Consider the following 14,278-nt stretch of genomic DNA (forward strand, 5'->3'; position numbering starts at 1 on the left):
TGTCGTAACCCATTAAATCTTCTATGAAAGTGCGCCGATTCATAGAACCGGCGCCGCCCGCGCGACACTTTCCGCGTGTGGCAAAAAGGCGGCGCGGCGCAGGCGAGCAGCGCGCCTAGCGGCGTTGTCCGAACATCATTTGCCGTGCCAGCGCGGTTTTCACCGGTGGCAGGAATTCGAGCGCCGTCAGGGCGAGGCCGCGCACGATCGCGAGCGGCGCGAAGTCGATGGTGAAGAGACGCGCGAGGGTGTCGGTGGCGCCGATCGTCATGCGGCGGTCGAGCGCGCGGCGTTGCGCGAAGGTGGCCAGCGCGAGCGGCGTCGGACCTTCCGCCGAGAGGGCGTCGGCGAGCGAGTGTGCGTCGCGCAATCCCAGATTCAGCCCCTGACCCGCCACCGGATGCAGCGTCTGCGCCGCGTTGCCGATCGCGACGATATGCCCGTTGACGAGCGTTTCCACGGCGTTCAGTCCCAAGGGGAACGACGCGCGTCCCTTGATATGCGTGAAACGGCCCATGCGGTCGCCGAACGCGGCGCCGAGTTCCTGGAGGAAGGCTTCGTCGGAGAGCTGCGCGCGGCGCGCGGCTTCCTCGGGCGCGCAGCACCAGACCAGCGCGTAATCGGCGCCGCGCACGCCGCCCATGGGCAGCAACGCGATCGGACCTTGCGACGTGAAGCGCTCCCACGCGACGTGCGGTTGCGGCGCCGACACGGTCACCGTGCCGACGAGTGCGGTCTGGCCGTAGTCCCGCGAGCCCGGTTCGACCGCGGCTCGGCCAGCGCGCCGTGCGGCCGCGCCGTTCCGGCCGGTATGCTGACCGGCGCTTGTCGCCTCGGTGCCGGCGGCTCGGTTGTCGCGAGTTTCGCCGTTCGCATGGTGGCCGGCGTGCTCGCCCACATTCACGCCGGCTCCCTGGTCGTTCCGTTTGACTGGGCCTTTTCCTGACTTCTGGTCGCCGAACAGGCCGCCTTCGGCATTCACCAGAATGCGCGTGCGCAACTGCCGCGTGACGCCCGCGGTTTCGATCGGCAGCGTGACGCCGTCGCGTTCCTGCGTCGGCGCTCCGGCCGAGGTGGAGCGGAACCAGTGCACGGAGGTGGCGTGCACCGCCTCGGCGAGACCGTGGACGATCGAGCCGTAGCGCAGCACGTAGCCGAGCGCCGGCAGACCGTGCTCGCTGTGGTCGATCAGCGTGCGGCCGAAGTGGCCGCGCTGCGAGACGTGGATACGCTGGATCGCTGTGGCGTCGGCGGGCCAGCGCAGCGGCTCCAGGATCATCCGGCTACCGTGCGATACGGCGATGGCGCGCGGATCGGCGATCGACTCTTCCGGCTCGCGCGCGTCGATGAGCGCGATTTTCAGCTCCCGTGTCGCGCTGCGGCGCGCCAGCCAGCCGGCCAGCGCCAGCCCGACCGGACCGGCGCCGACGATCGTCACGTCGAAATCGAAAGGCTGGCCGGCCGCGGCGGGCTTCAGGATCACCGTCGACTGGGAAACATCGTTCATTGCGGATTACTTCCCTATTACTTGCTTGTTTCGCGAGCCGCGCGGGCTTCCTGCATCAGCGCTTCGATCTCGTCGGCGGCGACCGGCACTTCGCGCGTTATCAGCTCGCAGCCGGTGGGCGTGACGATGGCGTCGTCCTCGATGCGGATGCCAATGTTCCAGTAGCGCTCGGGCACGCCTTCGGTCGGCCGGATATACAGACCGGGCTCGATGGTCAGCGTCATCGATGCTTGCAGCGTGCGCCACGGCAACGCGCCCGCTTCGTCGCGCGGCGCGCCGCGTTCGCGATAGTCGCCGACATCGTGCACGTCCATGCCGAGCCAATGGCCGGTGCGGTGCATGTAGAAAGGCGCGTAGGCGCGCTCCGCGATCACGTCTTCTAGCGAGGCGAACTTTGCGCGCTCGATGATGCCGATGTCGAGCAAGCCCTGCGACAGTACGCGCACGGCGGCCTGGTGCGGGTCGTCGAAGGTGGCGCCGGCGCGGGTGGCGTCGATGGCGGCCTGCTGCGCGGCCAGCACGATGTCGTACAGCTCGCGCTGCGCCGGCGTGAAGCGGCCGCTCGCGGGGAAGGTGCGCGTGATGTCGGAGGCGTAGCCGTCGAGTTCGCAGGCCGCGTCGATCAGGATCAGGTCGCCGTCCTGTGCAATGGCGCTGCCCGCCGGGTAGTGCAGCACGCAGGCGTTCGCGCCGGCGGCGACGATCGACGTATAAGCCGGCGCCTGCGCGCCGAATTTGCGGAACGTGTAGAGCAGTTCGGCTTCGAGTTCATATTCACGCACGCCGGGACGGCACGCGGCCATTGCACGACGATGCGCGTGGGCCGAGATCTGCCCGGCGCGGCGCATGATGGCGAGTTCGTGGTCGTCCTTGATGAGCCGCATGTCATCGAGCAACGGAACGAGATCGTGGGCGGCGGCCGGTGCGGCGACACCGCCGCGCGCCTGAGCGCGCACCGCGTCGAGCCAGCCGCGCACCCGTTCGTCCAGTTGCGGCGAGGTGCCGAGCGCATAGTGCAGCGCCGGCTTGTCGGCGAGCAGACGCGGCAGCTGCGTGTCGATTTCGCCGACGGCGAACGCCGCGTCGAAACCGAATGCCGCGCGCGCGCCGTCCGGGCCGAAGCGGAAACCTTCCCACGTCTCGCGCTCGACATTCTTCTCGCGGCAAAACAGCACCGAAGCCGGCGCGCCGGGCGCGGCGCTGGCGTCGAGCACCAGCAACGCCTCGGGTTCCGTGAAGCCGGTCAGGTAGTAGAAATAGCTGTCGTGCCGATAGGGATAATCGGCGTCACGGTTGCGCAGCGCTTCCGGTGCGGTGGGGACGATGGCGACGCCGCCGCCCGCCGCCCGAAGCGCGGCGAGTACGCGCTCACGGCGCGTGCGGTAGACGTCGATGGCGATGGTGGGTTCGGTCGGCTGGTTCATCGTGCGATTGTAGCGCCCATGCACGGAGTTATTTTGCGCGGGATACTGACGCGAGCGGGGGCGAAGGTGTCCGCGGCGCCGTTGCAACCCGCCCACAGCGAGGCTGCATGCGGCTCGCGAAGCGTCGCCACGACGCGCGTGAACGCTCGCTAAAGCCGCCGAGCACTTATACTTTCGCCGGATTCAGGAAAAGGCAGATGGTAATGATGAAACTCATCGGTTCGCTCGGCAGCCCCTTCGTGCGCAAAGCGCGCATCGTGCTGGCCGACAAGAAAATCGACTACGAACTGGTGCCCGAGAATGTCTGGGCGCCGGACACCCGGATTCACACCTTCAATCCGCTCGGCAAGGTGCCGTGCCTCGTCATGGAAGATGGCGAAGCGGTGTTCGACTCGCGGGTGATCTGCGAATACGTGGATACGCTGTCGCCGGTCGGCAAGCTGATTCCCCAGTCGGGACGTGAGCGCGTCGAGGTGCGTTGCTGGGAAGCGCTCGCCGACGGCGCGCTCGACGCAGCAGTGCTGATTCGCCTCGAAGGCACGCAGCGCGCGCCGGAGCAGCGCGTGGAAGCGTGGGTCGCCCGCCAGCAGCGCAAGATCGACGAAGCCCTGATCGCAATGGCGCAGGGATTAGGCAGCAAGACCTGGTGCGCAGGCAATCACTACACGCTCGCCGACATCGCGGTGGGCTGCGCATTGGGCTATCTGGATTTCCGCATGCCCGAATTGAACTGGCGCGAGCCGTACCCGAATCTGGACAAACACTTCCAGAAGCTCTCGCTGCGCCAGTCGTTCATCGATACGGTGCCCGTCAACTAGGCCGGCGTCTTACTGCTTGCCGTTCTTGCGACGCCTGATACCCGGCCCGAACGCAAAGCCGAACGCCAGCAGAAACAGTGAAACCGCCAGCACGGTGTTGTTGCCGCTCGTGACATACGGCGTGCTGCCGGAAGTGCCTTGCACCGTGAGGTCGAGCGAGCCGACCGTGTAGGGCGTCAGGCGCCCGAGCACCTTGCCGTTGGCATCGATTGCGGCGGTCATGCCGGTGTTGGTCGCGCGCAGCATCGGGCGGCCGGTTTCCAGCGAACGCATGCGCGCGATCTGCAGATGCTGGTCGAGCGCGATCGTGTCGCCAAACCAGGCCAGATTGGTCGAATTCACCAACACCCCGGCGGGCGTGTCGCTTTCGCGAATGGTCCGCGCAATCTCTTCGCCGAAAATATCCTCGTAGCAGATGTCCACCGCGACCGGCTGGTTGTGGACCATGAACGGCTTCTGCACCGGCGCGCCACGGAAGAAATCGCCGAGCGGGATGCTCATCAGGTTGACGAACCAGCGGAAGCCCCACGGCACGAATTCGCCGAACGGCACGAGGTGGTGTTTGTCGTAGCGATAGACGTCGCGCGTGCCGGGCGTGACGCCGAACAGGCTATTCGTATAGTCGATCACCTGGCCCTCCGGCGTGATCGTGCCGCCGATCGCGCCGAACAGGATTGTGCTGCCCGTCGTGTCCGAGAAGTTGCGCACCGCCGACGCGAAGGGCGCCGGCAATTGTTGCGCGAGTACCGGAATAGCGGTTTCCGGCGTGACGATCAGATCGGCCGGCTTCGAGGTGATCATCTGCTGATACTGGTCGATCGCGGCGCGCATGCCGGATTCCTCGAACTTCATTTCCTGTTTGACGTTGCCTTGCAGCAGGCGCACGGTCAGCGGGGCGTTGGCCGGCACGGTCCATTGCACGAGCGGCAGCAGCAGTCCGGCCGCGATCAGCGCCAGCGCGATCGCGCCAGGCGCGGCGACGCGCGACACACCCGGGTTCGCGCCGTTGCGGCCGGCGTCGCCGTCGGCGTTGCCGCGCGGCTTGCGCGAGCGTAGTAGCGGCAGCAGCGCCTGCACGATCAGCGCAGCCACCAGCGCTAGCATCCAGCCGACGCCGTATACGCCCGCCACCGGTGCGAAACCGGCGAACGGGCCGTCCACTTGAGCGTAACCGCTGGCAAGCCACGGAAAGCCCGTGAACACCGTGCCGCGCAGCCATTCGCCGATCGCCCATGCGCTCGCGAACGCCAGCGCCCCGTGCCATGTGGGCGAGAACGGTGTGTCGTCCGCGGCTGCGCCATTGCGCGCGTGACCGGCGCAGAACGACCAGACACCGGCCGCCAGCGCCGGATAAATCGCCAGATAGAGCGAGAACAGCACCACGGCCGCGCCGGCGAGCGGCGCCGCCATGCCGCCGTAAAAATGCATGCTGACGTAGAGCCACCATACGCCGGTCACGAAATTGCCGAAGCCGAATGCGCCGCCCGTCAGAGCGGCACTTTTCCAGCCGGTGGTGCGCGTGAGCCAGGCGAAGAAGAACGCGAAGATCGCGAGTTCGAGCCAGCCGCCGTGCGGCGTCGGCGCGAACGAAAGCGTGTTGGCCGCGCCGGCGGCCAGCGCGACGAGGTAGTGCCAGCGAGGCAGCGTGCGGCCGCGAACTTGCTCGGCGGCAGAAGCGTTCACGCCGCGGCGCGAACGGGAAGTCATCGGGTCGGCCATTGTTGCGCGGTCGGCGTGAAGGGTTGAGAAGCGGGTTGAAAAGCGGGTTGAAAAGCGGGTCGAGCAGCAAGCCGAAAAGCGACCTGAAGAAGCGGCGAGAAAACCGGCCGCAACCGGATCAGGTTTGCACGTGCTGCGCTTCGCGCTCGCGCTGGCCGGCGAGCGGATCGCGGCGCACCAGCAGCATGTGAATCTGGCGGGCGTCGCCGCGCAGAATCTCGAAGATCAGATCGTCGAGGCGGACTTTTTCGCCCCGATGCGGCACCCGTCCGAAGTGATGCGTGACCAGTCCGCCGATCGTATCGACTTCGTCGTCTGAATAATGGGTGCCGAAGGCTTCGTTGAACTGTTCGATTTCGGTCAGCGCGCGCACGCGGAAACGTCCGTCCGGCGAGGCGATGATGTTGCCGCTTTCCTCGTCGAAATCGTATTCGTCTTCAATATCGCCGACGATCTGTTCCAGCACGTCTTCGATCGTGATCAGGCCGGCCACGCCACCGTATTCGTCGACCACCACCGCGAGGTGATTGCGATTCACGCGGAAGTCGTGCAGCAGCACATTCAGACGCTTCGACTCGGGGATGAACACGGCCGGGCGCAGCATGCCGCGCACGTCGAACTCTTCTTCGGCGTAGTAGCGCAGCAGGTCTTTGGCGAGCAGCACGCCGATGATGTTGTCGCGATTGCCTTCGTAGACCGGATAGCGCGAGTGCGCTTTTTCCAGCACGTACGGGATAAATTCGGCGGGATTGTCCGCGATGTTGATCGCGTCCATTTGCGCACGCGGCACCATGATGTCGCGCGCGCTGAGTTCGGAGACCTGGAATACGCCTTCGATCATCGACAGCGAGTCGGCGTCGATCAGGTTGCGTTCGTGCGCGTCCTGCAGAATTTCCAGGAGTTCGGCGCGCGAGTCGGGCTCAGGCGAGATGAAGTCGGTCAGACGCTCGAGGAGTGAGCGCTTTTCCTGCGGTTTGTCGGTATGGCGTCGACTGGGATACGTGTCGTTCATGGTAGTGCGCCCGGCAAGACTGGGCGCGCTGTTGCAGAGCATTAAGGATACACCAGGCACATGGCAGGACCGTGTCCCGCCGGGCTGGGCGATGAGTGAAGCTGGGGTGAAGCGGCTTCGCCGTGAAGGGCGGGCGTGGGTCAATCCTAACTGATTACGCGCGGAAAAGCGTTTCCAGGAAAAAAAGCGCCGTTCGTGACGATTATTCCTGGTCGGTCTTGAGGTCCGCTTTGACGTTAGCTTTGGCGTCCGCCTTCGCGCCCACTTTCCGGCCCGCCTTCAGGTCCGCCTCGCGGCTTTCCTCGCGGCATCGTTCGAGCAGCGCTTCGAGCGCGCGGTCAGGCATGCCGCTTTCACGCAGCGCATGCACGGTGCGGCTAACGTAATCGAGCGTAGTGCCGTAGCGACCGCTGGCGCAACCGAACACGGTTTTGACGATGTCGTCGTGCAGCTTGCCCGTGTAGCTCGGCACGTCACGGCGCATCACGAACGCCAGCGCGTCGACGCGCCGGCCGTCGGCGAGCACGCATGGCAGCCACGCCGGCCGATACGAGCCCATTGCCATTTCGCGGCGCCAGAGCGCCTCGAGATGCGGCGCCGAGCCTTCGGCCGCGAGCCGGAACGCGATGCCGGTGCACGAGCCGCCGCGATCGAGCGCGAGCACGAGGCCCGGCTGTTCGGGCGTGCCGCGATTCACGCGCGACCAGAGATAGAGTCCGCGATGGTAGCCGTGAACTCGCGATCGGGTTGCTTCGACGGTGGGCAGGCCGGGATTCCAGATCAGCGACCCATAGCCGAACAGCCATAGATCGCTCTTGCGGTCCCAGTCGCGCAGCGTGCAATCGAGCGATGCGCGCAGTTCCTCGTCTGTCAGCAGCCGCGATTCGCCGAGCACCGGTGGATAGTCCGGGCAGGGCGTTCGGGTGTCGGCTTCAGGGGACGAGGTGCTCACGATGGGCTTTTGTGCGGGTTGGGCGTTGGCGGCGCGTTATTGAGCTGCGCCTACTGGTACGGATCGGGAAACCCGAGCTTGCCGAGGATTTCCGTTTCGATCGCTTCCATTTCCTCGGCTTCTTCCTCAACTTCGTGGTCGTAGCCCTGGGCGTGAAGCGTGCCGTGCACGAGCAGATGCGCGTAGTGCGCGACGAGCGGCTTGCCCTGCTCGGCGGCTTCCTTCTCGACCACCGGGCAGCACAGGATCAGGTCGCCCGTCACCGGATCGTCTTCCGACTCGGCGTAGGCGAAGGTCAGCACGTTGGTCGAATAATCCTTGCCGCGATAGGTGCGGTTCAGCGTGCGGCCTTCTTCGGCGTCGACGAAACGCACGGTCAGTTCACCGTCCGCAAAGAGCGCTGCCTTGATCCAGCCGGCCACGGTGGCGCGCGGCAGCAGCGCCTTGTGTTCCGGCCAGGCCTTGGCAGCGGGGAATTGCAGGTTCAACGTCAGTTTCGGGGCGCGGCTCATGCGTTTTCGTCGTGTTGCGTTTTTTGCGTTCGTTGCGGTTGCGGGCGATTAGCGCGAATCCGCCGGACTGGCGGTTTTCTGCGAATGCGCATCGTACGCCTCCACAATTCGCGCGACCAGCGGATGCCGCACCACGTCCGCACTCGTAAAGCGTGTGAGCGCGATGCCGCGTACGTCGGCGAGCACCTGCTGTGCTTCGATCAGACCGCTCTTGTGGCCGCGCGGCAAGTCGACCTGGGTCGTGTCGCCGGTCACGACCGCCTTCGAACCGAAGCCGATCCGCGTGAGGAACATTTTCATCTGTTCGGGCGTGGTGTTCTGCGCCTCGTCGAGAATGATGAACGCGTGGTTCAGCGTGCGGCCGCGCATGTACGCGAGCGGCGCGATTTCGATCATCTGCCGCTCGAACATCTTGGCGGTCTTGTCGAAGCCGAGCAGATCGTACAGCGCGTCGTACAAAGGACGCAGATACGGATCGACCTTTTGCGCCAGATCGCCCGGCAGGAAGCCGAGGCGCTCGCCCGCTTCCACAGCCGGACGCGTCAGCACGATGCGTTTGACCTGATCGCGCTCCAGCGCGTCCACCGCGCAGGCCACCGCCAGATAGGTCTTGCCGGTGCCGGCCGGGCCGATGCCGAAGGTCACGTCGTGCGAGATGATCTGCTTCAGATACTCGCGCTGCGCCGGCGTGCGGCCGCGCAGATCCGCGCGCCGCGTGTACAGCTTCGGGCCGAGTTCTTCGACGTCGTCGTCCACGGCGTCGGCGGGCTGGTCGAACGGATGATCCGGATTGCCCGGGAAACGCGGGTCGATCGCTTCCGTGCCGTGTCCGTTGCCGTTCGCGCGATGCCGTGCCGGTTGACGCACTTCAACGAGCGCGAGCTGGATGTCGTCGACCGACAGCGGCTTCTGTGAGTTGTCGTAAAACTTTTCGAGTGCGGTGAGCGCGAGTTTCGCGCCGCGTCCACGAATCGTAATGCGGTGGCCGCGGCGTTGCAGCGTCACGTCGAGCGCCTGCTCGATCTGGCGCAGATTTTCGTCGAGCGGGCCGCAGAGGTTGGCGAGCCGCGCGTTGTCTTCACGCGGTGCGGTGAATTCCAGATGCTGCTGAGTGGTCTTCAAGGCGGTGGTTCGATCCTGTCGGTTTCGATACGCGGGTTACTTCGCGGATTTGCGTCGCGGGTTGGCGTCGCTCAGTGGGTCGTGGCCGGTGCGTCGTCATGCACCAGCACGAGCTCGCCACGTAGCGAATGTGGGTACGCTTTGACGATTTTCACGTCCACCATCTGGCCGATCAGCCGCGAGTGCGACGCGACCGGCGCCGGGAAATTCACTACGCGGTTGTTTTCGGTGCGGCCCGCGAGTTCATTCGGGTCCTTGCGCGCCGGGCGCTCGACCAGAATGCGCTCGATCTTGCCGACCATCGAATCGCTAATGCGCTGCACGTTTTCCTCGATGGTGGCCTGCAAATGCTGCAGACGCTTGAGCTTCACCTCACGCGGCGTGTCGTCGTGCAGATTCGCGGCCGGCGTGCCGGGGCGCGGGCTGTAGATGAACGAGAAGCTGGTGTCGTACTTCATCTCGTGCACGAGCGCCATCATCTTGTCGAAGTCTTCTTCCGTCTCACCGGGGAAGCCGACGATCATGTCCGTGGAGAGCGACAGGTCGGGGCGGATCGCGCGCAGCTTGCGGATCACCGACTTGTATTCGAGCACCGTGTAGCCGCGCTTCATGGCCATCAGAATGCGGTCCGAGCCGTGCTGCACCGGCAGATGCAGGTGGCTGACGAGCTTCGGCACCTTCGCGTAGGTGTCGATCAGGCGCTGCGTGAATTCTTTCGGATGCGACGTGGTGTAGCGAATCCGTTCGATGCCCGGAATATCCGCGACGTATTCGATCAACGTGGCGAAGTCGGCGATTTCCGACGAACCGAGCGTGAGACCGGCGCGGTAGGCGTTCACGTTCTGGCCGAGCAGCGTGACTTCGCGCACGCCCTGATCGGCGAGGCCGGCGATTTCGGTCAGCACGTCGTCCAACGGGCGCGACACTTCTTCGCCGCGCGTGTACGGCACGACGCAATAGCTGCAGTACTTGCTGCAGCCTTCCATGATCGACACGAATGCACTCGGGCCGTCCACACGAGCCGGCGGCAGGTGATCGAACTTTTCGATTTCCGGGAACGTGATGTCCACTTGTGCGCGGCCGCTTTCGCGGCGCTTGTCGATCATTTGCGGCAGACGGTGCAGCGTTTGCGGGCCGAACACCAGATCGACATACGGTGCGCGCGCAACGATCGACGCGCCTTCCTGGCTCGCCACGCAGCCGCCCACGCCGATAATCAGATTCGGATTCGCTTCTTTCAGCTCGCGCACGCGGCCGAGGTCGGAGAAAACTTTTTCCTGGGCCTTTTCGCGCACCGAGCACGTGTTGAACAGAATGACGTCCGCGTCTTCCGGCGTGTCGGTCTTGACGAGTCCTTCAGCCGCGCCGAGTACGTCGACCATTTTGTCGGAGTCGTACTCGTTCATCTGGCAGCCAAAGGTCTTTACATAAACTTTCTTGGTCATCGAATTTCGCCGGTCGCAGTGGTTAACCTGGGGGCGTCGTTTAAAAGGTGAAGAGGGGCGAAACGTGCGCGCGGGCCGAGTGGCGGCGCTTTCGGCCACTGGCGGGCGGGTTTCGGGGCACGTTTGCAGCGTAGCTCAATATTATAGCCCTTCGCGCGATGCGGTTTCCGTGGCCGCCTTGCGGCCCGCCGGCTCAGGCGGCAAGCCCAGCAACCCTTCCAGTTCATCCGACACCCGCGCGAAGCGTTCACTCAGGAAGTCGAGCAGCACGCGCACACGCGGCGCCATGAAGCGGTTGCGATGGTAGAGCGCGTGCAGTGGCGCATCCGGATAATGCCATTCCGGCAGCAGGATTTTCAGGCCGTCGGCGCGCAGGTCGGCTTCCACGTCCCACATCGACTTGATCACGATGCCGTAACCGCGCAGCGCCCATTCGCGGGCCACCGCGCCGTCGTTGGTCTCACGGGCGGTTTCGAACGGCACGGTGTAGTGCTGCACCTCGTCGCCGCGTGTGAAGCGCCATTCGTTCACCGGCCCGGATGCGGTGCCGAGCACGATGCAGTCGAAATTCGCCAGATCGTGCGGATCCTTCGGTTCGCCCTTGCGTGCGATGTAGTCCGGCGACGCGCACAGCACGCGGCGGTTCGGCGCCAGTTTGCGGGCGACCAGCGAGCTGTCCTGCGGCACGCCGAAGCGGATCGCCAGATCGATATCCTCCTGCACCAGATTCGACAGCGAGTCCGAGAGCGTTAGCGCGAAGGTCACTTCCGGATAGAGCGCGTTGAACTCGTCGAGCCAGTGCATCAGCAGATTGCGGCCGAAGTCCGAGGTGGCCGACACCCGCACCTTGCCGCGCACCACGCCCTGGCCGGCTTGCAGGGCGGCTTCGGCGTCGTCGAGCGATTGCAGCGCCTGACGGCAGCAATTCAGGTACAAGCGGCCTTCGTCGGTGAGTCGGAGTTGACGGGTGGTGCGTTCGAACAGGCGCGCTTTGAGGCCGGCTTCGAGCTTGGCGAGGCGCGCGCTGGCGGCGGCTGGCGTCAGGCCCATCTTGCGGCCCGCCGCCGACAGGCTGCCTTGCTGCGCCGCTTCAACGAACAGGCGAATGTCACCGAGGTTGTCCATGGCAGTTCTTTCAAATCAGATTTGAAAATGCTTCAAATGCTACGCCAATTATCAAATCGACGCGTGTCCTCGACAATCCCAGCATCGAAATCCCTGATGCCGCCCGAACCATGCACCTCGATCACGCGACGATCGTCACCGCCGACCTCGATTCCGCCCGACATCTCTTCGTCGATGTCGCCGGGCTGACCGAGGGTGCGCGTCCGCCGTTTTCAGTCGGCGGCTACTGGCTGTATGCGAACGGCAGCCCGCTGATTCATCTGATCGACGCGACGGTGCCTGCCGCTGCCGGCAGGATGGCGCCGCGTATCGATCACATCGCGTTCCGCATGGAGAGCGCCGCCGAATGGCAGGCGCTACTCGGCCGCCTGCGTGCGCACGGCGTGGACTATCAAACGGCGCATGTGCCGCAGATGGGCCCGCAGGAAGCTCAGGCGCAACTCTTCGTGGCGCTCGCGCCGGGCGTCGTCGTCGAATTCGTGACGGCGCTGCATCACGCTCAACCTTAATTGCTGGAGTAGAAAAATGCCCATTCCATTACTGGCGCTGGCGATCAGCGCATTCGCGATCGGCACGACCGAATTCGTCATCATGGGCTTGCTGCCCGAGGTCGCGCACGATCTGGCCGTGTCGATTCCATCAGCGGGCTTGCTGGTGAGCGGCTACGCGCTCGGCGTCGCCGTCGGCGCGCCGCTGCTCGCGGTGGTGACCAGCAAGATGCCGCGCAAGCTGGCGTTGCAGTTGCTCATGGGCGTGTTCATCGTCGGCAATACGCTGTGCGCGATCGCGTCCAGCTATTCCGTGCTGATGGTCGCGCGGGTGGTCACTTCGTTCGCGCACGGTTCGTTCTTCGGCATCGGCGCGGTGGTGGCGGCGTCGCTCGTGCCGGCGGAAAAGCGCGCGAGCGCGATTGCACTGATGTTCACCGGCCTGACGCTCGCGAACGTGCTCGGCGTGCCGTTCGGCACGTTCATCGGGCAGGAGTTCGGCTGGCGCGCGGCGTTCTGGATCGTCAGCGCATTCGGCGTGCTGTCGCTCGCGGGCATCACGGCGCTGTTGCCGAATCGTCACGACGCCGGCCCGATCGGTCTCCGTCATGAAGTGCGTGTGCTGAAGGACCCGCAAGTCTGGACCGCGCTCGCAATGACGGTGCTCGGCTTCGGCGGTGTGTTCGTCGTGTTCACCTATATCGCGCCGATTCTCGAACAGGTGAGCGGCTTCTCGCCACGCGGCGTCACGCTGATCCTGGTGCTGTTCGGCGTGGGCCTGACAATCGGCAACACGGTGGGCGGCAAGCTGGCGGATCGCGCGCTGATGCCCTCACTGATGGGCATTCTGGTCGCGCTGGCGGTGGTCATGGCGATTTTCGCGCGCACCAGTCATTCGCAAGTGGCCGCGGCGATCACGATTTTCGTGTGGGGTATTGCCGCCTTCGCAACGGTGCCGCCTTTGCAGATGCGCGTGGTCGAGAAGGCCGCTGCGGCGCCGAATCTGGCTTCGACGCTGAACATCGGTGCGTTCAACGTCGGCAATGCGGGCGGCGCGTGGCTCGGCGGGCTCGTGATCAACCATGGCCATTCGCTCGATACCCTGCCGTGGGTCGCGGCGGCGGTCAGCGTGGCGGCGCTGCTGCTCACGTGGTTCGCGGCGCGCATGGACGCACCGGCCTCGAGCGCGGTGCAGCGCGCGTGAAGGTGTGGGTGTGTCAGCCGGCGAGTCGGCGCACGTGCGCGCCCTTATGAAAAATTCGCACAAGCATTGCGGAAAACGTCCTCCGCAATGCTGATAACAGTGTGAAGATAACTTCGTTGGGCGCGGCGGGACGCGATGCTATCGTGCTTGCACTAACCGCTTGCCCGCCGTCCGGCGGCGCTTCTGGAGGCAATCATGCATTCCCCGCTTGCGCTGGTTCGCGATCCCACGGCTGACACCGATGCGTCGCCGCGTGCCGCAGAACCCTTCGATGCACTGGAACATCTGGTCGGCGTGAATCTCGCCCGCTTGCGCGCCGAACGGCAACTGTCGCTCGACGCTTTGGCCCGCGCGTCCGGCGTGTCGCGCGCGATGCTCGCGCAAATCGAGTCGGCGCGCAGCGTGCCGTCCATCAAGGTGCTGTGCAAGGTGGCGGCTGCGTTGAAGGTGTCGGTCGCGGCTTTCTTGCGCCGTCATGCGACTAACGGCTTTGAGCATTTGCCGGCGGAGCGCTCGTCGCGCGTCGTCAGCTCGAACGGGCGCTATTCGGCCCGGCCGCTTTATCCCGACGCCGAGCCGACCGCCGCCGAGTTTCACGAACTGCGTATCGCGCCGTTGCACACCGAGGCCGGCACGCGCCGCGCGCCGGGCACGACGGTGAATCTGGTGGTGAGCGAAGGCACGCTGGAAGTCAGCGTGCACGATCAGCGCCAGTTGCTGGCCACCGGCGACGCGATCGTGTTCGACGCCGACCAGCCGCACAGCCTGCGCAATCCCGGAGACACGGAAGCGCGCGCGTTTCGCGTGACGCTGAAGGCGGAGACGCCGCCGCGCTGGGACGTGCCCGCGCACGGCGAGACCGCGCGCGAGGCCGCGCCGGTTTGATCACGTTTCGCAGACGGGTGAGCCAGGAATTGGGGATTTCCGTCTGATCAGTAGGGTTGCGCTGC

The 14,278-nt window shown here is 65.4% G+C and carries 13 protein-coding genes; 4 read left to right on the forward strand and 9 right to left on the reverse strand.

Annotated features, from left to right (window positions below; translation table 11 throughout):
• Positions 1 to 115: 115 nt before the first annotated feature.
• The gene (locus AC57B1_RS33065; RefSeq protein ID WP_408352132.1) at positions 116 to 1,507 is read right to left on the reverse strand and encodes a UbiH/UbiF/VisC/COQ6 family ubiquinone biosynthesis hydroxylase; all 1,392 of its coding nucleotides are present in this window, start codon (positions 1,505 to 1,507) and stop codon (positions 116 to 118) included.
• Between the two features lie 17 nt (positions 1,508 to 1,524).
• Positions 1,525 to 2,931: an aminopeptidase P N-terminal domain-containing protein gene (locus AC57B1_RS33070; protein WP_496419839.1), complete on the reverse strand. Its 1,407-nt coding sequence runs from the start codon at positions 2,929 to 2,931 to the stop codon at positions 1,525 to 1,527.
• Positions 2,932 to 3,134: 203 nt separating this feature from the next.
• On the opposite strand from AC57B1_RS33070, the gene AC57B1_RS33075 reads away from it, so the two are divergent.
• Positions 3,135 to 3,749: a glutathione S-transferase family protein gene (locus AC57B1_RS33075; protein ID WP_177205067.1), complete on the forward strand. Its 615-nt coding sequence runs from the start codon at positions 3,135 to 3,137 to the stop codon at positions 3,747 to 3,749.
• 9 nt (positions 3,750 to 3,758) lie between these two features.
• Here the strand turns inward: AC57B1_RS33075 and lnt are convergent, their stop codons facing one another.
• From lnt to AC57B1_RS33110, 7 genes are all read right to left on the reverse strand, one after another.
• Positions 3,759 to 5,468, reverse strand: coding sequence for an apolipoprotein N-acyltransferase (gene lnt, locus AC57B1_RS33080; protein ID WP_496419840.1), 1,710 nt, complete (start codon positions 5,466 to 5,468; stop codon positions 3,759 to 3,761).
• 118 nt (positions 5,469 to 5,586) lie between these two features.
• Positions 5,587 to 6,480: a CorC family transporter gene (locus AC57B1_RS33085; protein ID WP_408186172.1), complete on the reverse strand. Its 894-nt coding sequence runs from the start codon at positions 6,478 to 6,480 to the stop codon at positions 5,587 to 5,589.
• Positions 6,481 to 6,682: 202 nt separating this feature from the next.
• Positions 6,683 to 7,432: a gamma-glutamylcyclotransferase gene (locus tag AC57B1_RS33090; RefSeq protein WP_408352126.1), complete on the reverse strand. Its 750-nt coding sequence runs from the start codon at positions 7,430 to 7,432 to the stop codon at positions 6,683 to 6,685.
• Between the two features lie 50 nt (positions 7,433 to 7,482).
• Complete coding sequence (gene ybeY, locus AC57B1_RS33095) at positions 7,483 to 7,944, reverse strand: rRNA maturation RNase YbeY (protein ID WP_091799244.1); 462 nt, start codon at positions 7,942 to 7,944, stop codon at positions 7,483 to 7,485.
• A gap of 48 nt (positions 7,945 to 7,992) precedes the next feature.
• A complete protein-coding gene (locus AC57B1_RS33100; protein WP_095418276.1) occupies positions 7,993 to 9,066 on the reverse strand; it encodes a PhoH family protein in 1,074 nt (357 codons plus the stop codon).
• 71 nt (positions 9,067 to 9,137) lie between these two features.
• Positions 9,138 to 10,511 (reverse strand): tRNA (N6-isopentenyl adenosine(37)-C2)-methylthiotransferase MiaB, encoded by a 1,374-nt coding sequence (gene miaB / locus AC57B1_RS33105; protein WP_408186175.1) that lies wholly within the window; start codon positions 10,509 to 10,511, stop codon positions 9,138 to 9,140.
• Between the two features lie 141 nt (positions 10,512 to 10,652).
• Positions 10,653 to 11,636 (reverse strand): LysR family transcriptional regulator, encoded by a 984-nt coding sequence (locus AC57B1_RS33110; protein WP_496419841.1) that lies wholly within the window; start codon positions 11,634 to 11,636, stop codon positions 10,653 to 10,655.
• A 110-nt stretch (positions 11,637 to 11,746) separates the two neighbouring features.
• Between AC57B1_RS33110 and AC57B1_RS33115 the strand changes: the two genes are divergently transcribed.
• The 3 genes from AC57B1_RS33115 (at position 11,747) to AC57B1_RS33125 (ending at position 14,213) form a co-directional block, all read left to right on the forward strand.
• Complete coding sequence (locus AC57B1_RS33115) at positions 11,747 to 12,145, forward strand: VOC family protein (protein WP_496419842.1); 399 nt, start codon at positions 11,747 to 11,749, stop codon at positions 12,143 to 12,145.
• A 16-nt stretch (positions 12,146 to 12,161) separates the two neighbouring features.
• Positions 12,162 to 13,328 carry an MFS transporter gene (locus tag AC57B1_RS33120; RefSeq protein WP_496419843.1) on the forward strand — a complete coding sequence of 389 codons (1,167 nt, stop codon included), beginning with the start codon at positions 12,162 to 12,164 and terminating at the stop codon, positions 13,326 to 13,328.
• Between the two features lie 195 nt (positions 13,329 to 13,523).
• A complete protein-coding gene (locus tag AC57B1_RS33125) occupies positions 13,524 to 14,213 on the forward strand; it encodes a helix-turn-helix domain-containing protein (protein ID WP_091799260.1) in 690 nt (229 codons plus the stop codon).
• Positions 14,214 to 14,278 lie beyond the last annotated feature (65 nt).

It is taken from the genome of Paraburkholderia sp. BGA-UO-ETr-F21, assembly GCF_059567925.1.